Source organism: Siccibacter colletis (assembly GCF_000696575.1).
GTDB classification, from domain to species: Bacteria; Pseudomonadota; Gammaproteobacteria; order Enterobacterales; family Enterobacteriaceae; genus Siccibacter; species Siccibacter colletis.
The window spans coordinates 17,941-40,662 of record NZ_JMSQ01000039.1 but is presented as its reverse complement, the minus strand read 5'-3'; the positions used below and the strand labels follow the sequence as shown (position 1 = coordinate 40,662).

Sequence of the window (22,722 nt, the reverse complement as noted above, 5' to 3'; positions counted from 1 at the left end):
GCGAAGCGCGAGCATCACTAAAATGTCCTGTTCATGCTGCCGCGTGCATTTGACGTCTCGCCGTAATCGACTAGATTTAATTACCGTAACAACGAAATATGAACATTATCATATTTGACGGTAATCTAACGAAACGTGAGGGCAATATAATGGCTGATCAACATCGTGGCGGTTCCGGTAATTTCGCAGAAGATAAGAAGAAAGCGTCCGAGGCAGGTCGTAAAGGCGGCCAGAACAGCGGCGGCAACTTCAAAAACGACCCTGAGCGCGCATCAGAAGCGGGCAGCAAAGGGGGCAAAAACAGCAACAGCGGCGGTCGTAAATCCTGATAGCCCTGGCTGTTTATTTGGTTTCCTAAGGCAACTGTAATAACTATTTCTGTATAAACATGCAGAAGTTAGTGCTCTGCGGACTATGATCCGGTCCGCAGAGTTATTGGCACCTTCATATTCATACAAGCAAGATTGAAATCGCTTAATTAGTATTATCGCGGCGCCTATTGCCACGCTTGAAATATTATTTTGAGTGAGCAACAGATTGCGAACGGCTTAATTTTATAAGCCAGGCTTCATGTTGTTATATTTACTCTATTTATCGATGTATTCCGGGAGGCAATAATCATGACATACGAAGAAAACTATCATGACTGGTTGCGAGATGCTCACGCCATGGAAAAACAGGCTGAGTCAATGCTCGAAGCGATGGCGGGTCGTATTGATAACTACCCAGATTTGAAAGCACGCATTCAGCAACATATCGATGAAACCAAAGGGCAAATTCAAGTCCTTGAGACGGTCATCGAGCGCAACAATATTTCTAACTCCATGATGAAAGACACCATGGGGAAAATGACGGCTTTCGGTCAGTCTATGGGCGGCATGTTTACCTCTGACGAAATCGTCAAAGGGGCTATCAGCAGCTACGTTTTTGAGCAGTTCGAAATTGCCTGCTACACCTCGCTTATTGCGGCCGCTGAGAAAGTGGGCGATGTGGAAGGCGTTGCAGCATTCAAACAGATCCTTGAGCAGGAAAAAGCCATGGCGGAATGGGCAATTACCCACCTGCCTGACGTTACCCAGCAGTATTTAACGCGCTCTGAAGCGCCGGGTGTTGAAGCAAAAAAATAACCCGACTGCCATTCCCTGAATCGAGGAGAAACTATGTTTCGACACGTAAAACAACTGCAATACACAGTGCGCGTGGCAGAGCCTAATCCGGGCCTTGCTAACCTCCTGCTGGAGCAATTCGGTGGGCCGCAGGGCGAGCTGGCAGCAGCCTGCCGCTACTTTACCCAGGGCCTTGGCGATGACGATCCGGGCCGTAAAGCGATGCTGATGGATATCGCGACCGAAGAACTGAGCCACCTTGAAATTATCGGTACCCTGGTAGGGATGCTGAACAAGGGCGCGAAAGGTGCACTGGCTGAAGGCACCGAGAGTGAGGCCGAACTGTATCGTTCCCTGAGTAGCAACGGTAACGACAGCCACATCACCTCTCTGCTGTACGGTGGTGGGCCGCCGCTGACTAACTCTGGTGGCGTGCCGTGGACCGCAGCGTATATCGATACCATTGGTGAAGTGACGGCCGATTTACGCTCCAACATTGCGGCTGAAGCGCGTGCCAAAATCATCTACGAGCGCCTGATCAACGTGACTGACGATCCGGGCGTAAAAGATGCGCTGAGCTTCCTGATGACGCGAGAAGTCGCGCACCAGATGTCGTTTGAGAAAGCGTTGTATTCGATTCGCAATAACTTCCCGGCGGGTAAACTGCCACCGGTGGAAGAGTATGCGAACACCTACTACAACATGTCGCAGGGTGATGACATTCGCGGCAGCTGGAACAGCGATGAACACTTTAATTACGTAGCCGATCCGCAGCCTGCGGTTGATGGCGGCGATGGCTCTGCCTCGGTTGGCCTGTCCTCTGAACAGATGGCGATGCTGAAAGCGATGGCGGACCGTACCAAATCCGATGAAACCATTGACCCGATTACCGGTGTCGATCTCGGGATTGGCGAGCCGCAGGAATATAAACGCTAAGCGTTGTTCCTGTAAAAAAACCCGCGCACGGCGCGGGTTTTTTGTTATTCAGGCATGACGCTGTGCGCTGCCTGTTTAAGAATGAACCGCACGTTTTTCTCGCGCCAGCATGGTACAGACGATAATAAACAGCCCCACCATAAACGGAATTTCATACAGCTCTTCAATCAAATCCTGATACTGCGGGTTATGCAGAAACAGCGGCGCCAGCAGGCGATGATGCTCCACTGCATCAGAAATCAGGAATGAACACACCACCAGCGCGGCCGTCCACAGCGGTAACGTCTCGCTGCGCAGACGCGCCATCACTTCCTGACGCAGCGCCTTAGAGAAGACCAGCCACAGGACCAGGGTTCCGATCAACACTACCGAAATGATGCGAAACAGCAGCTTCGGCCCTTCCGGGAAATACTCCCTGCCCCAGCTGACGCTGCGACCAAACAGAACCAGCCACCAGACCACGGCCCACAGCCAGAACGTGCGCGGACGTTCAGCCAGCCCGGCGGAGCGCGCATAGCACAGGGTGAAAACGGCCCCAAACAGCAGCCATGCAGCCTGTGCATCTTCGACCACGGTCACCACGCGCTCGCTGAACAGCGCCAGATGCAGATCCGGAATAAAGGGAAATAACACCGCCAGCACAATCAGGCAGGCGGTAACAGGGGTAAGTCGGGTGTCGAGCTTCATATCAGATTGGTGCCACTAAAAATGCGAAGCTGAATATGGTATGGCAACACCCCTTGCCGGGCTTAACCTTGCGTGTGTTTATTATTAAGAAATGATTAATTTATTGAGAATTCGTATGCGCCAGGCACGTTATGCCAATCAGGCGCAGCGGCGACCGCGCATAAATCGCGTCCGCCGCTTTGCTTCAGATGAAGTGAATATGTTTTTTACCGTGATATGGCGAGATTTCGATTCTGGCGTCCACCTGGAACACGTCGTGTAGCAACGCTTCGGTCAGCACCGCCTCGGGGGTACCGCTGGCAACGATCTTTCCCTTCTGCATCACGATCAGCGCATCACAGAACATCGCGGCATGGTTGAGGTCGTGCAGCGCCACGATACTGGTGACCGGCAGCGCGCTGATAAGGCGCATCAGCTGGATCTGATGATGAATGTCGAGATGGTTAGTCGGCTCGTCGAGCAGGATCTCGGTCGGCTGCTGCGCCAGGGCGCGCGCAATATGCACCCGCTGGCGTTCCCCGCCGGAAAGGCTCAGCCAGCCCTGATCGCTGCGATCCCGCATCTCCACCCGCTCCAGCGCCTCATTGACGATGCGTTCATCCTCCGGCGTCCATGAAGAGAGCGGCGAGTGGTGTGGGATGCGCCCGAGCTTCACCACATCGCGCACGCGAATGTTGGCATCTGTTCCGCCATGCTGCTCAACAAAGGCCACGCGGCGTGCGACCTGCTTTTTTGCCATGCCGCTGATGTCATGCTCATCGAGCAATACCCGGCCCGCACTGGGGCGGCGCAGCCCCGCCAGCACGCGCAGCAACGAGGATTTGCCAGACCCGTTCGGCCCCAGCAATCCCAGCGTCTGCCCCTGCGCCACACTCAGGGAGACGTCATCGACAATCACTTTTTTGCCGACGCGCCAGCAGATGTTTTCCGCGCTGATACTCATAGTTGCCTCCGTGCACGCCAGAGAATGGCAGCAAAGAACGGTACGCCAACCAGGGCGGTCACCACCCCCACCGGCAGGCTCTGCGGTGCGATTACCGTACGCGCCGCAATATCTGCCAGCACCATCAGAATGGCCCCCATCATGGCGCAGGCCACCAGCAGCGTGCGGTGCAGCGGGCCAAAGAAGTAGCGCATCACATGCGGTACTACCAGACCCACGAAGCCAATGGAACCGGCCATGCTGACAATCGCCGCCGTCATCAGCGCGGTCACGGTAAACAGCATCAGCCTGACATAGCCCACCGGAATGCCCAGCGAGGCCGCCGCGTCATCCCCAAAGGTGAAGGCGTCCAGCGCTTTGGCATACCACAGGCAGACCGCAAGGCCGACCATCACGACCACCAGCACCAGCTGGAACTCGGGCCAGCGCACGCCGCTGAAGCTTCCGAGCAGCCAGAACATTACATCCCGCGCCTGCTGAGCGCTGGCGGAGGTGCTGATGCTGTAGGCGGTAATGGCGTTGAACAGCTGCGAGGCCGCGACGCCGGCAAGGATGGTGCGCTCGTTACCGCCGCGCGCACCGTTAGTCAGCAGCGCCACGAAAGCAAACGCAGCGAACGCGCCGGTGAAGGCTCCCGCAGAGAGCGATACCGCGCCGGTGCCAATCCCCAGCACCACCGCCACCGCACCGGTGGAGGCGCCAGCGGAAACGCCGAGCACGTAGGGTTCCGCCAGCGCGTTTTTCAGCAGGCTCTGCAGCACTGCGCCGCAGATGGCCAGCCCCGCGCCGCTGCAGGCAGCGACCAGCGCACGGCTGAGGCGGAAATCCCAGATCACGGTTTCATGGATACGGTTCAGCGGCTCTGCGGTCAGCCCCAGCTTATTGGTGACCGCATAGAAAATGGTTCTGAGGGGAATGGCCAGCTCACCTGACCCCACGCCGATCGCAATAACCAGCAGAAGAAGCACAACCGCAGCGGAGAACAGCGCCAGGCGCTGCCACAACCCGCCCCGGTTGCGTACCGGGCTTGTCATCAGTTCAGCCCCAGTTTCTCAAGCTGCGCCGCCACCTGCTCTGCGCCATAAATGGTGCGGATCGTCGGGTTCATTGCCTGGCCGTCCATCACCACGATATGGCCCTTTTTCACCGCTTCAAGCTGGCTGACGGCCGGGTCGCTTTTGAGGAATTTGATCTTCTCTTCGGCGCTGTCGAGCGCCCAGCGGTTGCGATCGAGGCTCGACACCACAATCACATCCGGGTTGGTGGCGATAATGCTCTCCCAGCCCACCGTCGGCCATTCGCTGTCGGAGCTGATGGCGTTATGCCCGCCCAGCACGCTGGCAATAAAGCCCGAGGCGCTGTTTTTGCCGCCCAGATAGGCATCGGATGAAGGGGAAGCACTGGAGAACCAGAAGACAAACGACAGATCGCGTTTGCTGTGGCCAAACGTCGTGCGCAGCGCGTTTTCACGCTGTCGGAAGTCGTTTACCAGCGCTGCGCCGCGGTCTTCGACATCAAAAATCGTCGCCAGATCCTCGATCTCTTTATACAGCAGCGTCATGTCCCATAGCTGGCTGCGGCTGCCGTAGATGTCGCCGGTGTTCTTTTTCGTGGCGCAGACGCCCGGTGAGAGATAGCTGTTGATGCCCACCGCGGCAAAATCTTCGCGCTTCGCAACTTTGCTGTCCGGCCCCAGTAGCAGTGGAAGCTGGGCGGCAACGAAATCCGGCTGGCGGGCAAGAATCGACTCAAGGGTCGGGATCTCAACGGTCAGCACCGGCACCTTTTCATTTTTGCCTGCCAGCGCCGGCAGCACTTTAGTCGGCCAGAATGCGCTGGCGACCATTTTATCCTGCAAGCCGAGCAGCAGCATGATTTCAGCGGTGTTCTGGCCCAGGGCGACCATACGCTGCGGGCTTTTTTCAAACACAACCTTCGTACCGCAGTTTTCCAGCGTCAGCGGGTACTGCGTCGCGGCCGCCATCCCGGAGAGGCTCAGCAACCCTAAACCCCATAACGCCTGTTTAACATTAACCATCAACATCAACCTTTCTTTATCGTTATTTTATGCGCGTGCACGCTGTGACCATGGCAGTGCCGCGTCGTTACCGCAGCCGCGGGCTCGCCCCGCCGCCGGGATGCTGCACTTCATCAGCCCCCGCCGATGTAAATGCAAATCATTCTTAAGTTGTCGGTTTATACCGGGCGCTCCGGGGGTTGTCAATACAGGTAATTGCCCATAACAACTATATGCGCCGTTAATGATTTGCCGGGCGCAACGATTTGCCAGCGGCGGTGGCTTCATCCATATTAGCCCTCTGTTTTTAACCTCACGCTGATGGATAACGCATGCTTTCCCTGTTCGCCCGCCGTACTACCCGGGTCTACCCGCCGCTGCTGCTCGGCAGCCAGCTGGTCTTTAATATCGGCTTTTATGCGGTGGTGCCGTTTCTGGCTATCTTCCTGCGCGATGACATGCTGCTCTCTGGCTGGGCGGTGGGGCTAATCATTGGTTTGCGCACCTTCTCGCAGCAGGGCATGTTTCTGGTGGGCGGCGCGCTGGCAGACCGCTTTGGCGCGCGAGTCATCATTCTGTGCGGGTGTATGGTGCGCATCAGCGGCTATCTGCTGCTGGCACTGGGCGACAGCCTGGTGCCGATTATTCTCGGTGCCTGCCTCACCGGGGTCGGTGGCGCGCTGTTCTCCCCCGCTATCGAAGCGCTGCTGGCCCGAGCCGGCAATGAAAGCGAGCAGGCCGGAAAGCGCAGCCGCGCGGAATGGTTCGCGCTGTTCGCCGTATGCGGTGAACTGGGCGCGGTACTTGGCCCGGTACTAGGGTCGCTGCTGACGGGCTTCGGTTTTCAGCGCGTGGCGCTGGCCGGTGCCGGCGTGTTTATCGTTGCGCTGGCGATTTTGTTTTTCTGTCTGCCCCAGACCCCGCGCCGCAGCGGCGAGCTGCGGATCAACCCGTGGTGGAAAACCTTCCACCAGCCGCGTTTTGTCGCCTTTATCATCGCCTACAGCGCGTATCTGTTCAGCTATAACCAGCTCTATCTGGCGCTGCCGGTGGAGCTGCACCGCTCTGGTAGCAGCGAGAAAGCGTTAGGCCCGCTCTTTATGCTGGCGTCGCTGCTGGTGATCGTTCTGCAACTGCCGCTGGCGCGTATTGCCCGCCGCATCGGGGCGGCGCACATTCTGCCGCTCGGTTTTTTCCTGCTCGCGAGCGCCTTCTTCAGCGTGGCGCTGTTTGCCGCGGCTCCACCACCGGAAGGGATAACCCGGCTGGTCCCGGCAATGCTGATGGTGACCCTGTTGACGCTCGGGCAGATGCTGATTATGCCGGTGGGAATGGACCTCATCCCGCGTTTCGCCGATGAACACAACCTCGGGGCGCATTATGGGGCGCTCTCGTCGATGGGTGGCGTGGCGGTACTGCTGGGCAATTTCCTGCTGGGCGGCCAGCTCGACCATGCGCTGACGCCCTCCCCGCAGGCGGCCACCGCCTGGGTGATGCTTGGGATCGTCCCGCTGTGCAGCGCCTTTGCCATGATCGCCATCTGCCGTCCGTTCCGGCGTGGTAATCGCCTGTAGTTTCCCGATCCTTCTCGCTCTTCCTCAGGCTGCAATAGCCTGAGGATCTCCCGAACGCGATACCCCTGCTAAAATTCAGGTCTATGCTTAACGGATGAGACATTCCGGAGGGCTACCTGTGACACCCAACGATCCCACGCTGCTGTTACTGCTTTATTTTATTATGCCGCTCTGGCTGCTGGCCGGCGTCTGCGACTGGCTGTGCCACCGTAAAACCCACATTGAGGAAAACGCCGGGCTAAAAGAGGCCTTTATTCATATTCTGATGTTCAGCGAGATGGGAATTCCGCTGCTTGCCGCGCTGTTTCTTGAAATCAACGCGCTGATTATCCTGCTGATGGTCGTCGGTTTTTTGCTCCACGAAGCCACTGCGCTGTGGGATGTGAGCTACTCCTCGACCGTGCGTTATATCTCGCCGGTTGAGCAGCATATCCACAGCTTTCTGGAGATGGTGCCGCTGATGGCGCTGCTACTGGTGGTGACGCGCCACTGGGATCAGGCGCTGGCGCTGGTCGGGCTGGGAGCCGCAGCGGCAGATTTTAGCCTGAACCTGAAAAGCGAGCCGCTGCCGGTGCCGTATATTGTTACCCTGCTGCTGGCTATCGTACTGCTGGAGATCCTCCCCTTCGCCGAAGAGTTTGTGCGCTGTTTTCGCAAGCGCGGCGCGACGGAGAAATAACCTCAGCTGCTCCCCGCCACCGGGGAGCATCAACGGCTATCAACGTTACTCACCCTGCCTCATTGCCCACCACAATTCCTCACTGCCGTATCCCACGCCCGCGATTTCCGTTGCGCGATGAATATGCTTACCCCAGCCGTGTCATTGCGTTTAAAGCCGGGCTTACATTTGCACCCTTACGTTTTGGGTTCGGTTAGCCGCTTATTTTCCGCGCGTTGATTGCCTCTGGAGCCATACCTATGTTTAAGACGCTTAAGCTCGCCCCGTCCGCGAAAGGCATAGCATTAAGCCTGCCGGGTTTACTGATCGTGACCGCGACCTTATCCCCGGCGCGGGCCGCACCGTGCCCGGCCACGCCTGCCGCTACCTGCGGTATGTCCCCGTATAATGGTCAGGATCTCTATCTCGATGCCCCCTCCGGTACGGCATTCACTAACGTCCCCACCTCCGGGGCCACCATTTATATGGACGGACGCCAGCCAGGCAACACGCAGCAGCTCACGGTTTTTGGCACGGATATGTCCGGGAAGTATATTCAGGCCAGCCACACCGGGGCGGCAGCCATTACCCTGGCCGGGGGAGCGCGTGCCGATATGATTGAGGGGGGCAACGCGGGGTCTGCAACCGATATTACCGTGGTGATGGATAACGCGGTGCTGAACGGTGCCAACGACAGCGTGCAGTACCACACCGCGCCGGGGGATAAAGCGTACATGATGGGGTCGGCGATATTTATCGATCAGGCCGATGCCGGGGTGCATAACCTGACGGTGCAGAACGGCAGCCAGCTGTCCGGCAGCATCATCACCGGCGGCGCAGCGGCCCAGCGCATCACGGTCAACGACAGTACCCTCGACAGCGGCAGCCTGTTCTCCCTGAGCCGCAGCGCGGACAACCAGGTGACGCTGAACAACGCCCGGCTCGACGCCAGTCAGAGCGCCACCGCCGGTCAGTTCGCGGCATTACTGCCAGCCAGCGGGTTGCCAGTGTCGTCAATTCCCCCCGCGCTGGACCGGGTCGCCATCGGTCTGGCGGGTAACAACACGAATCAGCTCACGCTCAATAACGCCACCGTTACGGGTGATGTCGGCCTGCTGAACAGCCAGGGCGTTAACCGCGCCGACATCCAGAAGAGCACGCTGCGCGGCGATCTGGTGCTGGTGGGCAACGGCAGCGCGCGGGTCACGCTGACAAACAGCCAGCTCAATGGCAACCTTGACGCCGCGGCACAAACCGGGGCCACCACGCTGGTGATCGGCGATGCATCCACCGTAACCGGCAACGTCACCACCGGTGCCGGGAGCGATCGAATCGCCGTCATCAACGGCTCGGAAGTAAAAGGCGCTATTGACGGCGGTGCCGGGCAAAACAGCCTGCTGCTTGACGGCAGCAGCGCCATCGACGGTCAGCTCATCAATATCAACAGCGTTCACGCCACCGAGGAGAACACCATCGTCACGCCGCATATCGGCAGCGACACCGCCTGGAACCTGATGAACCGCTCGATGCTGGTGGGCAACACCATGTCGGATGCCAGCATCACCATGAGCACCGACAGCATGGTGATCGTCACCGGTGCGGTAACCGGCGTTAACACGCTGGTCATCAGCCAGATGGCGACGCAGGGCAGTGAAGGCCAGGCGGTGATAGGCTCCTTTGCCGATTTGTCGCAGGGCTCCGTCAACTACCGCTTTGCCAACGGCGCCCGTCGCGTCGCCGCCCGGGCCGGAGCATGGAACTACGATCTCAGCGCCTTTACCGTGCCGATGAACAATGCCACCCAGGGCGCAGAGCTGATCCTGAGCCAGCGGCAGATCGGCCTGGCGCATGACGTTAAGGGCGCGATTGCGGGTCTCGACGGTGCAAAACAGTCGGGCCAGACGGTGGCGGCTAACCTGGCGAGCCGTCTCGACAGCCTGCGTAACCATTTTCTGCTGCACGTGCAGAGCGAGGGGGCGCATGTCTGGGGAGATTACCTCTACCACACCGGGGATTTTGCTGATGACGTGGACTATCACAGCAACCTGCTGGGTGCGCAGGTCGGTGTGGACTGGAGCCATCAGTTAACCAATGGCGATCTGCTGACCGGCGGGTTCGCGCTGGCCTGGGTACGCAACCGCGTCAGCGACAGCGACAACCAGGGCAACTTTAATAATGCGGTCTACGGTGATTTTTACAGCCTGTACGGCGGCTGGCAGCAGCCCCTGCACGATAACCGCTGGAGCCTGTTTGCGGACGGCAGCATCAGCCTCGGCGACATCCGCTATACCCTGAAAGTACATAACGTTCCGACCACCACCACCGGCATCAAGGAAGCGCTGAACGGTTCCTATGATGGCAGTATGGTGGATGTGGAGACCCGCGCGGGTATCACGCTGCGCACCGGCGGCGCTCTGCTCCAGCCCTACGCCGTGCTCGGCTGGAACAGCGCGCACAGCGATCGCTTTTCTGATGCACAGATCGAAATCGCCAAAAATGAAACCTCGGCCTGGCACACCGGCGCGGGCGTGCGCTTATCGACGGAGCTTGAGGCCGGCAAGGTTCGCGTGCTGCCGTGGATAGATGCCCGCTACGTCACTGAATTTAACGACGACACCGCCATCACCGCAGCGGATTACACGCTTCATGCTGGTCATAATCAGAAAATGGGCCTGCTGGGGATGGGGGCGAATCTGGGTATTACCCGGGATCTGTGGTTTTCCAGTGGAATATATACTGGCACCGGCGACGTGGATAACAGCGTCAGCGTGCAGGCGGGGCTGAATTTTAACTTCTGATAAGTGATACCCTCCTTTGCAGTGTGGGAAGGAGGGTATGCCGCGTTGCTCGTTGAGGTAAAACCTCCAGCGGTTGGAAAGCAATATCAGAAGCAGTGGTGTAAAGAAATATATACCTGGAAAAATAGCGAGGACGTAAAGCCACACCTGCATTTTCTGGCACTAGGAAATCTTCCGGCGAATACCACTGCTCTGTTTAACGAGCTTAATGCACTGTTTAATGATGTTTCATATTATGGTCTCGAATGGCAGCAGTTCAGAACGAAACTACACTACCCCGAGAGAGCATGGCCGAGCCGACAGGATCAACGCATTATTGATGATTGTCTCCAGGCACTTGCCTTATATGACGTTCATGATCCGTTACGCCCCTGGCCATTGTTTTTGCGATTTCTGTCTTCCCAAACGCTACCCGATGATATCTCATTTCTTAAGGAAAATTATCATGACCGATCCCTTTAGCGTGGTGCGCCAGGCACACCGCATTTACGCAGCTTACTATCAGCAAATTTTACCGCTCATTTATGCCACAGCGCAGGATATGAATACGACATTTATCACTTGGGATACATGGAGTTTTTGCAAACCGCCGCAGCGAAACAAAAATCCATTCGAGGCATGGAAATGGGATTTTCTTCCCATCATGGATCTTTCATTTGCTTTCAGCCGCCAGAAACAACCGGGTGCCAGTATGACTACGGATGATTTCGTACTCGATTTTCACCTGGTGACAGATAGCGAACTTAGCAGCGATCAGCGCGTCAAGCAGTATGGTGAGAATGTTGAACCCGACGCGACAGCATTAAATACTTCTGCTGAACGTGCCGAGAGTTACCTTTGCGTCTATCTGTTTGCTGCAGCCAGGGACAAAATTTACGACTCGCCTTATAACCTTTGGAACAGCTATAGCGGCTATCCCATGACCGACTCGGCGATACATCTTTCAGACGATAAAAATATTAAAGGCATTGGTTTCAGGTTAAATTTGCATGAAATTGCACATGATGAGGGCAGGCAGCTCCTTCTGAACAAAATCAACGAAAACCTGACGATACTTCAAATCCCCCTGTCCATGCATTAAGCCATATGCCTGGCTACGCTTACCATTCCGTTATAGGGTTCGGACTTTAGCCAGGTACTAAATAAGGTAGTTGGATCTACTCGTCTATTAAGGCATAACACACTATCGCCTTAAAAAATTGAGTTAAGAAATGAATAATTCCTTCCTGAAACTAATCAATAAAAAAGTCATTTTTACAATTATCACCTCATCCGCTTTTATTTCCGCCTGTACTTTTACAGTCATTTGGCTTTATCTTTCCAATATCGAAAGGCTTGATATTCTATATGATGCAATCAGCTTTACGAGTGCAATAGGGATAATATTTGGTTTTACGCTGGTCTCCCTGCTGGCTTTTAGCCTGTTAATATTTATTTCGTCTTTTATTTTATATCTTATCTACAGTGCCAACGAAAAGGAATATGCTGGCTATAATGGAATGGCAATGAGTCTTTCCACGACATGCTGTATCAACAGTATTGCACTGTGCCTGGTGCTGATTGGTGGATTTTGCCTGAATTACTTTTTAAAAATTAATGGCTATGTCGTCTTTGTAATATCATTGATAGCGATGCCGGGATTCAGTTTTTGGATAACCCGTAAAAATATACTGCGCAAATCCACATACTTGATTGAGGACAATCAGCGTTCAGCACCATTCCTGCAGACGAGGATTATGAAAATATCCTTACCGCTACTGCTGATTATACCTGCTTTTGTCCAGATATTCCCGATACTGTTTATTACCCGACAACTTGACTTTGTTAACGGTGGCAGTGAACCCATGCAAGTATTGCTGTTCACGTTTATGACCATTGCATTGATTACGCTTGGAATTTTTCCAGGCATGATCATTATCAATGAAAAAAAGAACAAAGGTCTTATCCAGGTCATTGCCTATACGTTGATAATTATCCCAGTGGGGATACTGATTCTTTCTCTGGTGTTCCGTCCAACGCCAAATATGATCCTCAATATGACTATGAATTTATCGGGCATCAGTGACTGGCGAACACATCAATATTACATCAAAACGACAACGCACCCACATGCGATGTTTGATGGAGCTCTCTGGAACACACGCTATCATAACGATATTCCGGATCGCTTTTTTATCACAGGAGTTAATATTTTTTCACTTGGTGATATTCGGTTGATTTGTCCTACAGCTATTACGCACGCAAGATCATTCAGTCTGAAATTCGTTGCCGATCGACTGGATGAGTATGATGCGCGTTTAAATGATCTCAAAAATACCGCAATGAAGTGCATAGTTTTTAATAAAGAAGACATCCATACATGGGATTCCCCAATTTCCGAACCGATTTTTTATCAGAAAGTGAAACTGAGCCACGACACCGGGCTGATCCAGTTACTGCATTTGCTTAAATGAAAGATTATTGTCCACGAAAGCTTTGCGGATACTTAATGGCGCGCCCTGCAGGATTCGAACCTGCGACCCACGGCTTAGAAGTTCCTAGAACTACCTGAGTAAACAGCAACATACCGTGTCACTACTGCGCTCACACGTCCCATGATGCGAAAACATGCAAAGCTATGCAAACCTGTGCAAAGCCTTGCGTGTCTCATTTCTGTCTCACATCACTGGGCAGTCATCGAACTCGCCAGTACGTGCATCGTTAAGGATGTAAGTGATAACACCCCTCACAACTACCTCGCTTCCATGCTCATCAGATCCGAGCATATTGACTCGCGTCGAATCATCCAGGCATTCAAGTCTCGGCGCTGGCAATATCCGATACCGTCTCACCTTAATCACGCCATCGATGTTACAAAGGACGAGCGATCCATCGCATGGCCGCAGCGAGCAATCGACGATAAGCAGAGCGCTGTGCTTTATTCCCTCGCGCCACGAATAGAATCCCGCACGGATAACATACGTCGCTGATGGAACCTTAAAGCAAAGCGCATCTAGGGAGATTGGCGCGTCGGAGTAGTCCTGTGCCGGTGATGGAAATCCCATGGCTATCGACCCCCATTAGGGTTGTAAACCATGAAGGTACGGTTATCCCCTTCCTCAGTAGAGATGTCCTTGAACGTGCTGACACTCATCTCTATCCAGTCGTTAGCCTGCCGGCGCGTCCAGTCCCAGTTAACCTTTGCCAGCTCGCGCACAAAGTCAGCTGTGGTTACCGTCTTCTTACCCTTCTGGTCTATCTTCACCGCTCTGTCGAACGCATACCCGATTTCGTAAATTCTGCCCATAACTCCTCCCACCAAATACAACTGTGTATACATACAGTAGTTTTACTTGATGGGGAGATCAATACGAAGCGGCCTATCAATCAGACTCGCTGTACATGGCTTGCTTGACTATGTTGGTGCATTTGGGCGCTCATTTAGCAATTAATATCACTTTTATATATTTCAAATCTTCTTATCATCATTTTTGAAATTTTTACTGCTCTCAGAGTAAGTTTTATTTTTTGATAATATACGCCCTCACTAAATGAAGGCGACATCTTCAAGCTTTTAAAATGCTAACTACTTTTTAGTGTCTCAATTTCTTTTTTAAGCTCTTTAACCTGTGATGATAAATATTTTATTGATGCCAGCGCGTCCAGTAACATCGGTGTAGTATCCAGATGTTTCATGCCACCAACATCTCTTATGTATTCTGGATCTATTTCTTCAATTTGCTGTGAAGTGACCCCCCTTCTTGGGGATTTCTTCTCATCTTGTTTAAATGTGAAGTTAATAAACTCCATCCTTTCAACATTAGAAAGAGAATCTTGCAAATCGAGTTTCTCTCCGAGATTTTTAAGTCTCTCATCAGATGGTGATACTTTCTGTAGCTCTGACCATCCGGAAAATGATGTTCCGGAATATGCCCGAATAAATAATCTGCCACCTCCTCCATCTTGGGCCGCCAGCTGGCATCTATAAGAAGGGAAATTTCCTGTAAGCTGGACTAGTCCATAACCTCCTGTACCACCAGGAGATCCAATATCCGAACCGTTTGCGTAGTACATTCCTGCAACTAAATCGGCTTGGTTTTTTGCCTGTAGTCCTTCGGGGCCAGCAATAACCCCCCATCCAGAGTTTGCAACTGTCAGTACCTTAGATCCGCCGGAAAAAGAAGTGCCATTTTCGTCAAAATCAAAAATTGCGAGCTTTCCTGATCTATTGTTTTGGAGAGACATGCGACAAAGGTAGCTACCTCCAACTTTAGCAATAGCCCTCATTGAAAAAGTACATTCATCCACTCCATTTATCTGATACAGGGAAATGAAACGCCCGCCATCAGCCTCGGTCCCTTCGGGAGGCAACAAGGAAGCATTAACCGTAGATTTGACCTGCGTATCAAATTCATTTCTGGACTTAACCTGTCCGAGTGTGGCGGCATCTGTGTCTGCTACAGCTGGGGATGCAAGTGGTAATGGCTTCCCGTCCAAAAGATTCTGAACGGCAGTAGCTTTGTTTTCTAAGTCATTTAGATTTTCGGACTTAATGAGAGCATTAGCCGGATTAGAAGCTGCGGCACGGTCAGCCTCCTCTTTTGCTCGGTCCGCCTGAGTGGTAGCAAGGGAAACCTGTGCTGCGCCGCGAGTTTCTGCATCGTCGGCGGCCTGCTCTGCCCGATCTGCCTCGGCGGTGGCATCGGTGGCTTTCTGGCTTGCCGTGCTGGCGCTCCCCGATGCGGATTGCTCATGCTGAGCTGCTGCCTGCGCTGATGCGGCTGCTTCTGATGCTTTAGTCTCAACAACGCCCCGATCCGTCGCCACGGCGGCTTTATCTGCGGCCACGGCATTTTGTGACTGGCGGATCTGATCAGCTATTTCTTGCACCTGTTCCAGGTCCACCGTCTTAAGCAAATCAACAATCTTCAGCCAACTGGGCCCGGTGAACTGCGAGCCATCTTTCAGCGTTACCGTGATGTCATCGCTCACGCTGAAAACCTGCTGCCAGTTATCTTTGTCCAGGTTCTGCCCGCGTAACGCCTCGGTTGTCTGTGTTGCCAGTGCTGCAGTAATGAGGCTTTGCGCTTCACGCGGCACCTCATACCAGGCCAGCCCACTTTGCGTTGGACCGGTGAAATTACTGATGAGCGTCAGCTGCGTATCGCTGGTGATTGATTTGACCGTCAGCGTGTAGGGTGTGCCGCCAATGCTCACCACAATAAAGTCACCGGCCTTCATTGCAGTGAAGGTGGTGCCAGTTCCTTTTACGGCGTCAGATTTGTTCGTAAGCGCGAGAGTTCCTGCCGACATGGCAATCTCCTGATAATAAAAAACCCGCATAAGCGGGCTTGTTTTGAATGTATGCTTTATTCACAAGTGGAGCTGATAAAGTTTGATTTATTTACCCAGCGCCAGTTGAAAGGATATCCAGCTTTGAATTCTGTCTGTTCTGATATTTTCCGTACACCATAGATATTAACTGAGTATTCTGCCCCACCAATACTTGCAGTGGCAGTACAAACTGGGTTTTGTTTTTCAATTCCAGAGCATGCAGCCAATGAAAATGCGCAAAAGGCAATTATTAATCTTTTCATTATCGTCACCGGGTTTAATTTTCATGGTGAACATAACAGCAAAAACTGAGTAGCGATAATTGATAAAGTGGATCGATTTATGGATATTGATCGATTTCATCGATCGGTCTCATCAAATATATTTTGAAACATCAATTGCTGTAATAGTATTCCCAGCATTTGTTGCGCCTACCATCTGTGCTTGCCCGCCCGGATATGAAAGTAGGGTTGCGTGCATCCGCGTGCTTGAACCGTTGTATTCAGCACCAAAGGCAGTATTCAAGGATATAACCGCCCCGCCCGGCCCTCCCGTAGAAAACTGCCACTGCTGCTGTCCCGAGCAATCAGGAACTATGGCCCACCTTCCCGGCCTGGTGATGTCTATGCTTGTTCCGCCGCCTGAGCCTCTGGTCCCAATCGTCACAAGGTCGGTTAGCACTCTCGACTCATGGGTAAGGATTAGCTTGCCTGCTTCATCCCATATTGCCATCCCCCACGGCGGATTTGGCATAGGCTGCTCGAAGAAAGTAAACACCAGAGCCGTCATGCTGAAAGATCCGTTTCCATTTACATTATTTCCAGTAAACCTCATCCCGGAAGATGTCCTTTCAGCAACAAAAGCCACCGAACCTGTAGAAGGCCTGGAGCTGTATACAAACGGGATGATAGGTTGTGACATATCAGGCATGGCTATAGTTCCAACAGCCTGCTGCAATGTGTCATTCACTTTGGATGAGTTAAATGTCCTGACCGCATAAAGGCATAGCGGAGTTGACTGAGGTGTTACAAATGCCTCCCCGCCCGGGGTGGTTAACAAAGCTCCAAATTCTGCCACTATACAACCTCAAGGAAAACAGTCAGATTAGCCGCCCCTGACTGGTATTGGTTAAGAGAGTTATCAGTACCAGCAGAGATAATAATACTATTACCTGATATGCTTATAATCCTCCTCCCCTGGATATATGTATCTGCACCCAAAGGCACGTATACAAAACCTAAACGATAACCGTTGGGCACGTTAAAAGAATAACTCCCCGACTTTTGCCCATTGGATAATAGTATGTTGCTAATAACGGAAACGGGTTTTATCCCATAGTTGTTTGGGACGCCATTGGCATCCCACGATTGAAAGCCCCAGTCAGACATTTACCAGACCCCATCAATATAACCGAATTGACACCTTACCCTTTTATTGGCATCCCTGACGGTGATTTTTGAGTTTGTCTGCTTCATTGAGCCCTGGCTGTTGCTTCCGAAGTTAACAAACGTTCCATTTTTATCCAGCCTCCATCCTGTGCTATCTGCCACATAGTTATTGGACTGGATGAAGTTTCCGATTTTGGCATTTGTAATGGTGCCATCCTGAATAAAAGCCTGGCTGATAAACACCTGACCATTTACTACTGCAAAGGGAGAGTATTGAGTTGAACTACTACCGCTTAACAGCACGAACTGATTCGCATTAAATGCCACTCGGGTAACAGTTGGCTTTCCTGCTTCAGATATTGCTGCCACGGACATTCCGGCTAGCGACTCTACACCATTAACCCTTACGCCTACCTTAAGTGTATAAATGGCTGAGGCACCGTCGCTATCGACCATTGCGGTCAGCTTTTCCTGAAGTTGAGCAGAAACATCGCCAATCTGCGCCCGGACATCGGTTTCCAGATCTGCCAGTCCTTTATCGACTTCTGCGATGGTTGTCCTGACCGTAAGTATTTCCGCCCGCACGTCGCCGAGTTGCCGCCATTGATGGTCCACTGTGGCGTTATTGGCAAGCGCGTTCTGCAGCGCAGCTTCAATGCTCTGGTCGAGACTGCTGGTAAGGCGCTCACCATCCTGAGAGTTAAGAAAGTCGCCGGTTATGTCATCCAGATACTCATTCGCCTGCGAACTCGTCTCCCCCATAACCCATTCAGTCCAGTCGCCTACGTTACCGATGCGGTCGACTAGTCTTGCGCGATACCACTGCCTGACACCAGCCGGCATCATGCCATGCTGATAACGCGCAGAAGGGTAAGGGACCATTGCCAGCAACTCAGGGTTGGCATGGTCATCTGTGGTTGCTCTCTGAATCTCTGTATGCGAGGTGTCACCAGATCCATCAGGGAAAGACCATGTGATATCAATATTCCATGTCACATCATCAGTGGCCAAAAGATTCTGAGGCGTCCCCGGCTTGCCTACTTTACCTGACAAATATGTAGTGTCGGCGTATCCCCATGGTGAGCTGGTTTCCTGAGCATTCAGGGCGCGAACGCGTACATCATAATATCCAGTATATATACCCTGAATAGAGAAGCCCTGCGCACTGGTAACGGCAACGTTAACCCAGTCTCCGTTATCCTTTCTCCATTGCGCCATATAGCGAATGGCACCCTCAACTTTATCCCAGGAAACGTCCATCGAGGCCACCGTTAACCCCTGAGACACGTAATCCACTTCTGAAACCTTGATGTTTGCAGGAGCTTCCAGAACATTGATCGGAGTTACTGTAACTGGAGGGCTGTCGATGCGAACGCCATCATCAATGAATCTATATTTGTTAGGGTCGTGCTGCACAGCAGTAATCGTGAATCCACCGCTGCCGTCATCATTCTCACGCACCGATGACACACGGAAGTACTGTATGGCGAGATTGTCGCTATCTATAGCCCATACGGCGCCGGGAACCGGAGCTTTTGTGAAGGCAGTGGAGACTGTGACAACCTTTTTATCAGCGCTGATACTGCTGATTGTGCGTGTCTGCGCGGTTCCATCGGGAAGATTAACCACCAGGCGATCGCCGGCACCATAGCTGACTTCCCGGTCAAGCGTCACATTGCGACCACTGACCGCACTGATTCGCCCGCCGTTTTGCTGACCGGCGCGGAAAGGATCAGCAATGCCAACTATCTCTGCTGGTAACGGGATGTACCCATCAAGGCCTACCGCAAATGACACTGTTCCGTCCCGGGCGTTGGAAAGGATTGCCCAGCGGCCACGGCGGTGGGCCTCACTTTGAGACGTGCATCCTATGGCTGTTAAAGACATCTGATTTACGCCGTAGCGCTCAACCAGCTCCTGGTCATATACGCCCTCAACAGTATCGGAGTAGTGATTCTGCGGGTCTGACCATGACACCATTGCAGATGAGTAGCGGTTTTTATAACTGCCGCTGCCGTAGGTGAATAGTCCATCGATAACATTCGACGCGTGGTAGATGAAATCAACATCATCCTGCGGAACATCAGCTCGAACATAAATCTGATCGTTTCCCCAGAATGTTATTCCTCTGAAAACTGCAGCGAGGTCGCTCAGGACGGTATATGCATCCTGCTGATTCTGGATAAAGACGTTGCATGTGAATCGCGGCTCAGTTCCGCCGGCGCCATTTGAAACTTTCTGATCGCAATACTGTGCGATGGCATAAAGTTCCCATTTATCAATCATGCTGGCATTTACACGGTTGCCCATACCGTAGATTTCATCCAGTACCAGATCGTAGAAAATCCATGCCGGGTTATTGGTGTAGGCCATTTTGAAACTGCCTGACCATGTTCCGCTGTAAGTCCTGCTTACAGGGTCATATGTGTCAGGAACGCGAACCAGCTTACCCTTAGGCTTACACGTCACCTTCGGGGCGCTGCCAGAAAACTGGCTGCTGTCTACCTCGATATAAAGAACAGCGGTGTTTGGATATCGCAGTTTATTATCGATAACTTCGGCGAAAGAGAAGACCTTAAAGCCATTTACGAGTTTTGCAGATGAAGAGTCTGCGGTAATTCTACGGACACGAACAGACCATCCAGTGGTTGCGGATGGAAGGTCAATACGATGGTCACGCTGATACTCAGATGTTGTTTTGCCATCGAAACGTCCATTTACCACCGTTTTCCACGCGGCACCATCAGTCGACAGGTCAATAGCGTACTGAGTAACCGTGCCAACCATGTCTCCATTGTCTTTATAGGCATACTGGGCCGGAAGGCTAAGTTTGATGCGTACTGCATCCAGTGTGAGATTGGAAAACTGACGAACCCACGGCGTGGTGGTAGTCACAGCGACATTGGCAGATAGCTCATTATCTACTTCAGGCAATCCCTGAATGTATGTCTGGTCCTGAGTGCCCTTACGATATTCCCATTTCACGCCGGTGAAGTTATATGAGCCGTTGTCATTAGCCAGGGGCGTGTCGTTGAGGAAAATACGTTGCGCAGTCAGATCGCCCTTAATCTCACCCTCTGAGATTGCAATCAGCATTTTTAATTTTGCTTCAGACAGCAGGTCGTCCGGCTGCTCTACTGGTGTGCGAGCCTTTTTGCTTCCGCCTTTACTGCCCTGAATGGTGCCGCCTTCCAGTAAACGCATACTTCACCTTTCTTATTGTTGGTCGCTGGAGAACATGCCAGCACTTACGATGGCTCCGCCGATCTCACGCTCGCCGAACAGCACCGGCACCGGGTAGCCCATTGCTACAGTGTTCACCGGGGCACCAAACGCGTAGTTTGGCTTGTTGTCTGTGCTGGAAGATGCGCCGACACTATATTTAGGCTGAGGGGTTAGCAGCTGAACGACGCCACCAAGCATCATGCTTAACCCGAGACCGGTAAGTGCTGTGGTGGTGGCTGTCGCTGCGGCCGTACTGAGGCCTATAGCAGTAAGAGACGCACCGGCGGTAAAATATGCAGCCACAAGCGCAACCGCACCGATGACAATCTGGAGGACACCACCCCGCTTAGAGCCTTCGGTGATAGCCGAGATTCGATAAACATCACCGCCACGCGTCATGTCGAATTCTTCTATCCCGATGTTGTGCTTGCCATTGAAAAAAGCGAACCGGATGCCTTTCATATGGCCCTCGGAAAGGTAGCGTTTGAATCCGCGAACCTGGCTACACATTGCTCTCAGCATTTCCGGCAAGTCATCAACCACGAATTTATGCTCGCGGCCAAATTTCTTTGCCATCCGGCCATCAAGAATCAGCGTTTTCAACATGCATAAGCTCCTTATGACGCACTACCCGGACGGTGCGATCACGATAATATTTCCCGTATGGCACGCGGGCAGACAGGCTGCCGAAGTTGTGGTGAAGCATCAGGTTTTCACCGAGATAAATTGCGGCATGATTGGTAACAGGCGCTTGAACTCTCATCATTATCATGTCGCCTGGCTGCATGTTTTCAGGGGCAACCATAACGAAACCCTCACGCTCCCAGTTGTCGTCGTAGCGGTTCTCTTTTCCTTCCACCCACCACTCGTAATCAACCGAGTAATTCCCGAGGACTACGCCGTGCTCCCGCTGATACCACTCACGAATAAGTGACCAGCAGTCAGCGAACCCAAGCACCCACTGCCGGCCAACATAATCACGATCTTCTCGTGGCGAGAGGGTGCAAAAGTCACCATCAGGCCAGGACATAATCCCCCACTCCACTCCAGACCAGTCGCACTGCACACGGTCCAGCTCTGATGGGATCAACTGAACAACGTCAGGGTGAGAATGTATAACCATGATGATTTCACCCTTCTCGGAAGCAGCGAGCTTATCCTCAGGCGAAATCGTGAACGCATCGGATGGGGTTTCTGATATGTTCCGGCACGGTATGTACTCCTGTGAGCGACCAGCCTGAATCACGACTCCGCACGCCTCTTTTGGATATTCCGCCGCGACGTGGGCGCTAATAGCTGCCATTAGTTTTTTGCGCATTTTTATTTACCCTGGAGGTTGGCCGCCGGGAATCCACCGAATGGCAAAGGATTTCCCTCACCAAATCTCGCCTCACAGTCAGGAAGCCTTCCACCGCAGACATCCAGCGCCGGATTACTGGTAGGCGTCCCATCCTTCTGAAAGTAACGGTTCCCTGCGTAATCACACCCGTTTCCTGTCCGGTACCAGCCGCGCATACACCACGTGCAAACCGGGGTAATCTGCCTGGTAGGAAGTTGCAGGTTTTGAATATCGAATGGTGAGCACAGCTCGAAATCAACCTGGACTCTCGTCTCGGCTGTTTTGGCGTTGATATAAAATAACTGCACCCGCTCATCAGAAGGGCTGGCGCTTGGATTACCTGAGGTCCAGTTTGCGGCATCGAGGTATTTAGCCAGTGTTGTGTGAATCTTTACTTTGGCTTTCACCATGTCGTCATACTCTAAACAGAGTGCAGTGACATAGTTTCCGATGTTTGAAACAGAAAGGGTCGGCGTCGGCTGAGCGCCGGTACTGGAAAGCTCCAGGCCTTTAATCTCATAGGGGTAAGGCTCGTACTCCTGCCCTTGCCAGATGATTGAAGGCATGTTTTCAGCCGCAAACGCTGACCATCCTTCCTGATTGATGTTATGCGCATGGAAGCGCAGGATTTTATCCAGCCCGAATGCTGTGCCATCAATCTCTACCAGCTGAATAAGCTGGCCCGGCTCGAGCTGTTGAATGTCTGATGTGAAGCTCATATTCAGCCCATAAAAAAGG

The 22,722-nt window shown here is 52.9% G+C and carries 21 protein-coding genes; 8 read left to right on the top strand and 13 right to left on the bottom strand.

Annotated features, from left to right (window positions below; translation table 11 throughout):
* The first annotated feature begins 149 nt into the window (after window positions 1–149).
* The 3 genes from ET34_RS0119115 to ET34_RS0119105 all read left to right on the top strand — a co-directional run bounded on the left by ET34_RS0119115 (window position 150) and on the right by ET34_RS0119105 (window position 2,042).
* Complete coding sequence (locus tag ET34_RS0119115; RefSeq protein ID WP_031524735.1) at window positions 150–329, top strand: con-10 family general stress protein; 180 nt, start codon at window positions 150–152, stop codon at window positions 327–329.
* Between the two features lie 291 nt (window positions 330–620).
* Complete coding sequence (locus tag ET34_RS0119110) at window positions 621–1,127, top strand: ferritin-like domain-containing protein (RefSeq protein WP_031524734.1); 507 nt, start codon at window positions 621–623, stop codon at window positions 1,125–1,127.
* 33 nt (window positions 1,128–1,160) lie between these two features.
* Window positions 1,161–2,042 carry a manganese catalase family protein gene (locus ET34_RS0119105; RefSeq protein ID WP_031524733.1) on the top strand — a complete coding sequence of 294 codons (882 nt, stop codon included), beginning with the start codon at window positions 1,161–1,163 and terminating at the stop codon, window positions 2,040–2,042.
* Window positions 2,043–2,117: 75 nt separating this feature from the next.
* On the opposite strand, the gene ET34_RS0119100 is transcribed toward ET34_RS0119105, so the two are convergent.
* From ET34_RS0119100 to eitA, 4 genes are all read right to left on the bottom strand, one after another.
* Complete coding sequence (locus tag ET34_RS0119100; RefSeq protein WP_031524732.1) at window positions 2,118–2,729, bottom strand: hypothetical protein; 612 nt, start codon at window positions 2,727–2,729, stop codon at window positions 2,118–2,120.
* A 184-nt stretch (window positions 2,730–2,913) separates the two neighbouring features.
* Entirely contained in the window at window positions 2,914–3,672 is a 759-nt protein-coding gene (gene eitC / locus ET34_RS0119095) for a siderophore ABC transporter ATP-binding protein EitC (protein ID WP_031524730.1), read from the bottom strand.
* Window positions 3,669–4,706, bottom strand: a complete 1,038-nt coding sequence (locus ET34_RS0119090) for a FecCD family ABC transporter permease (protein WP_051640582.1) — start codon at window positions 4,704–4,706, stop codon at window positions 3,669–3,671. The genes eitC and ET34_RS0119090 overlap by 4 nt, the downstream gene beginning before the upstream one ends.
* On the bottom strand, window positions 4,706–5,710 hold the full coding sequence (gene eitA / locus ET34_RS0119085) for a siderophore ABC transporter substrate-binding protein EitA (RefSeq protein ID WP_031524727.1): 1,005 nt from the start codon (window positions 5,708–5,710) through the stop codon (window positions 4,706–4,708). Before eitA ends, ET34_RS0119090 begins: the two co-directional genes overlap by 1 nt.
* A gap of 311 nt (window positions 5,711–6,021) precedes the next feature.
* Between eitA and ET34_RS0119080 the strand changes: the two genes are divergently transcribed.
* The 5 genes from ET34_RS0119080 (at window position 6,022) to ET34_RS23055 (ending at window position 13,172) form a co-directional block, all read left to right on the top strand.
* Complete coding sequence (locus tag ET34_RS0119080) at window positions 6,022–7,263, top strand: MDR family MFS transporter (RefSeq protein ID WP_031524726.1); 1,242 nt, start codon at window positions 6,022–6,024, stop codon at window positions 7,261–7,263.
* A 118-nt stretch (window positions 7,264–7,381) separates the two neighbouring features.
* On the top strand, window positions 7,382–7,942 hold the full coding sequence (locus ET34_RS0119075) for a diguanylate cyclase (RefSeq protein WP_081826956.1): 561 nt from the start codon (window positions 7,382–7,384) through the stop codon (window positions 7,940–7,942).
* Between the two features lie 239 nt (window positions 7,943–8,181).
* On the top strand, window positions 8,182–10,719 hold the full coding sequence (locus ET34_RS0119070) for an autotransporter outer membrane beta-barrel domain-containing protein (RefSeq protein WP_031524722.1): 2,538 nt from the start codon (window positions 8,182–8,184) through the stop codon (window positions 10,717–10,719).
* A 445-nt stretch (window positions 10,720–11,164) separates the two neighbouring features.
* The gene (locus ET34_RS0119065; protein ID WP_051640581.1) at window positions 11,165–11,800 is read left to right on the top strand and encodes a hypothetical protein; all 636 of its coding nucleotides are present in this window, start codon (window positions 11,165–11,167) and stop codon (window positions 11,798–11,800) included.
* A 130-nt stretch (window positions 11,801–11,930) separates the two neighbouring features.
* Window positions 11,931–13,172: a hypothetical protein gene (locus ET34_RS23055; protein ID WP_031524719.1), complete on the top strand. Its 1,242-nt coding sequence runs from the start codon at window positions 11,931–11,933 to the stop codon at window positions 13,170–13,172.
* A gap of 204 nt (window positions 13,173–13,376) precedes the next feature.
* Here the strand turns inward: ET34_RS23055 and ET34_RS23050 are convergent, their stop codons facing one another.
* The 9 genes from ET34_RS23050 to ET34_RS0119015 all read right to left on the bottom strand — a co-directional run bounded on the left by ET34_RS23050 (window position 13,377) and on the right by ET34_RS0119015 (window position 22,703).
* On the bottom strand, window positions 13,377–13,763 hold the full coding sequence (locus ET34_RS23050; protein ID WP_035891793.1) for a HumD family translesion DNA polymerase: 387 nt from the start codon (window positions 13,761–13,763) through the stop codon (window positions 13,377–13,379).
* A 2-nt stretch (window positions 13,764–13,765) separates the two neighbouring features.
* Window positions 13,766–14,005 carry a hypothetical protein gene (locus ET34_RS0119055; RefSeq protein ID WP_031524717.1) on the bottom strand — a complete coding sequence of 80 codons (240 nt, stop codon included), beginning with the start codon at window positions 14,003–14,005 and terminating at the stop codon, window positions 13,766–13,768.
* 275 nt (window positions 14,006–14,280) lie between these two features.
* Window positions 14,281–16,011, bottom strand: a complete 1,731-nt coding sequence (locus ET34_RS23045) for a tail fiber domain-containing protein (RefSeq protein WP_051640580.1) — start codon at window positions 16,009–16,011, stop codon at window positions 14,281–14,283.
* A gap of 56 nt (window positions 16,012–16,067) precedes the next feature.
* A complete protein-coding gene (gene cor / locus ET34_RS22185) occupies window positions 16,068–16,295 on the bottom strand; it encodes a phage exclusion lipoprotein Cor (RefSeq protein WP_031524714.1) in 228 nt (75 codons plus the stop codon).
* A 112-nt stretch (window positions 16,296–16,407) separates the two neighbouring features.
* The gene (locus ET34_RS22640) at window positions 16,408–17,109 is read right to left on the bottom strand and encodes a hypothetical protein (RefSeq protein ID WP_031524712.1); all 702 of its coding nucleotides are present in this window, start codon (window positions 17,107–17,109) and stop codon (window positions 16,408–16,410) included.
* Between the two features lie 311 nt (window positions 17,110–17,420).
* Window positions 17,421–20,624: a TipJ family phage tail tip protein gene (locus tag ET34_RS0119030; RefSeq protein ID WP_031524709.1), complete on the bottom strand. Its 3,204-nt coding sequence runs from the start codon at window positions 20,622–20,624 to the stop codon at window positions 17,421–17,423.
* A gap of 12 nt (window positions 20,625–20,636) precedes the next feature.
* A complete protein-coding gene (locus ET34_RS0119025) occupies window positions 20,637–21,251 on the bottom strand; it encodes a tail assembly protein (protein ID WP_031524707.1) in 615 nt (204 codons plus the stop codon).
* The gene (locus tag ET34_RS0119020) at window positions 21,229–21,963 is read right to left on the bottom strand and encodes a C40 family peptidase (RefSeq protein WP_031524705.1); all 735 of its coding nucleotides are present in this window, start codon (window positions 21,961–21,963) and stop codon (window positions 21,229–21,231) included. The genes ET34_RS0119025 and ET34_RS0119020 overlap by 23 nt, the downstream gene beginning before the upstream one ends.
* A 2-nt stretch (window positions 21,964–21,965) precedes the next feature.
* The gene (locus ET34_RS0119015) at window positions 21,966–22,703 is read right to left on the bottom strand and encodes a phage minor tail protein L (RefSeq protein ID WP_031524703.1); all 738 of its coding nucleotides are present in this window, start codon (window positions 22,701–22,703) and stop codon (window positions 21,966–21,968) included.
* Window positions 22,704–22,722: the final 19 nt, after the last annotated feature.

What these genes read in the sequence shown, in the direction of transcription:
- ET34_RS0119115 (WP_031524735.1), top strand. Translation starts at nt 150, where the DNA reads ATGGCTGATCAACATCGTGGCGGTTCCGGTAATTTCGCAGAAGATAAG.
- ET34_RS0119110 (WP_031524734.1), top strand. Translation starts at nt 621, where the DNA reads ATGACATACGAAGAAAACTATCATGACTGGTTGCGAGATGCTCACGCC.
- ET34_RS0119105 (WP_031524733.1), top strand. Translation starts at nt 1,161, where the DNA reads ATGTTTCGACACGTAAAACAACTGCAATACACAGTGCGCGTGGCAGAG.
- ET34_RS0119100 (WP_031524732.1), bottom strand. Translation starts at nt 2,729, where the DNA reads ATGAAGCTCGACACCCGACTTACCCCTGTTACCGCCTGCCTGATTGTG.
- eitC (WP_031524730.1), bottom strand. Translation starts at nt 3,672, where the DNA reads ATGAGTATCAGCGCGGAAAACATCTGCTGGCGCGTCGGCAAAAAAGTG.
- ET34_RS0119090 (WP_051640582.1), bottom strand. Translation starts at nt 4,706, where the DNA reads ATGACAAGCCCGGTACGCAACCGGGGCGGGTTGTGGCAGCGCCTGGCG.
- eitA (WP_031524727.1), bottom strand. Translation starts at nt 5,710, where the DNA reads ATGGTTAATGTTAAACAGGCGTTATGGGGTTTAGGGTTGCTGAGCCTC.
- ET34_RS0119080 (WP_031524726.1), top strand. Translation starts at nt 6,022, where the DNA reads ATGCTTTCCCTGTTCGCCCGCCGTACTACCCGGGTCTACCCGCCGCTG.
- ET34_RS0119070 (WP_031524722.1), top strand. Translation starts at nt 8,182, where the DNA reads ATGTTTAAGACGCTTAAGCTCGCCCCGTCCGCGAAAGGCATAGCATTA.
- ET34_RS0119065 (WP_051640581.1), top strand. Translation starts at nt 11,165, where the DNA reads ATGACCGATCCCTTTAGCGTGGTGCGCCAGGCACACCGCATTTACGCA.
- ET34_RS23055 (WP_031524719.1), top strand. Translation starts at nt 11,931, where the DNA reads ATGAATAATTCCTTCCTGAAACTAATCAATAAAAAAGTCATTTTTACA.
- ET34_RS23050 (WP_035891793.1), bottom strand. Translation starts at nt 13,763, where the DNA reads ATGGGATTTCCATCACCGGCACAGGACTACTCCGACGCGCCAATCTCC.
- ET34_RS0119055 (WP_031524717.1), bottom strand. Translation starts at nt 14,005, where the DNA reads ATGGGCAGAATTTACGAAATCGGGTATGCGTTCGACAGAGCGGTGAAG.
- ET34_RS23045 (WP_051640580.1), bottom strand. Translation starts at nt 16,011, where the DNA reads ATGTCGGCAGGAACTCTCGCGCTTACGAACAAATCTGACGCCGTAAAA.
- cor (WP_031524714.1), bottom strand. Translation starts at nt 16,295, where the DNA reads ATGAAAAGATTAATAATTGCCTTTTGCGCATTTTCATTGGCTGCATGC.
- ET34_RS0119030 (WP_031524709.1), bottom strand. Translation starts at nt 20,624, where the DNA reads ATGCGTTTACTGGAAGGCGGCACCATTCAGGGCAGTAAAGGCGGAAGC.
- ET34_RS0119025 (WP_031524707.1), bottom strand. Translation starts at nt 21,251, where the DNA reads ATGTTGAAAACGCTGATTCTTGATGGCCGGATGGCAAAGAAATTTGGC.
- ET34_RS0119020 (WP_031524705.1), bottom strand. Translation starts at nt 21,963, where the DNA reads ATGCGCAAAAAACTAATGGCAGCTATTAGCGCCCACGTCGCGGCGGAA.
- ET34_RS0119015 (WP_031524703.1), bottom strand. Translation starts at nt 22,703, where the DNA reads ATGAGCTTCACATCAGACATTCAACAGCTCGAGCCGGGCCAGCTTATT.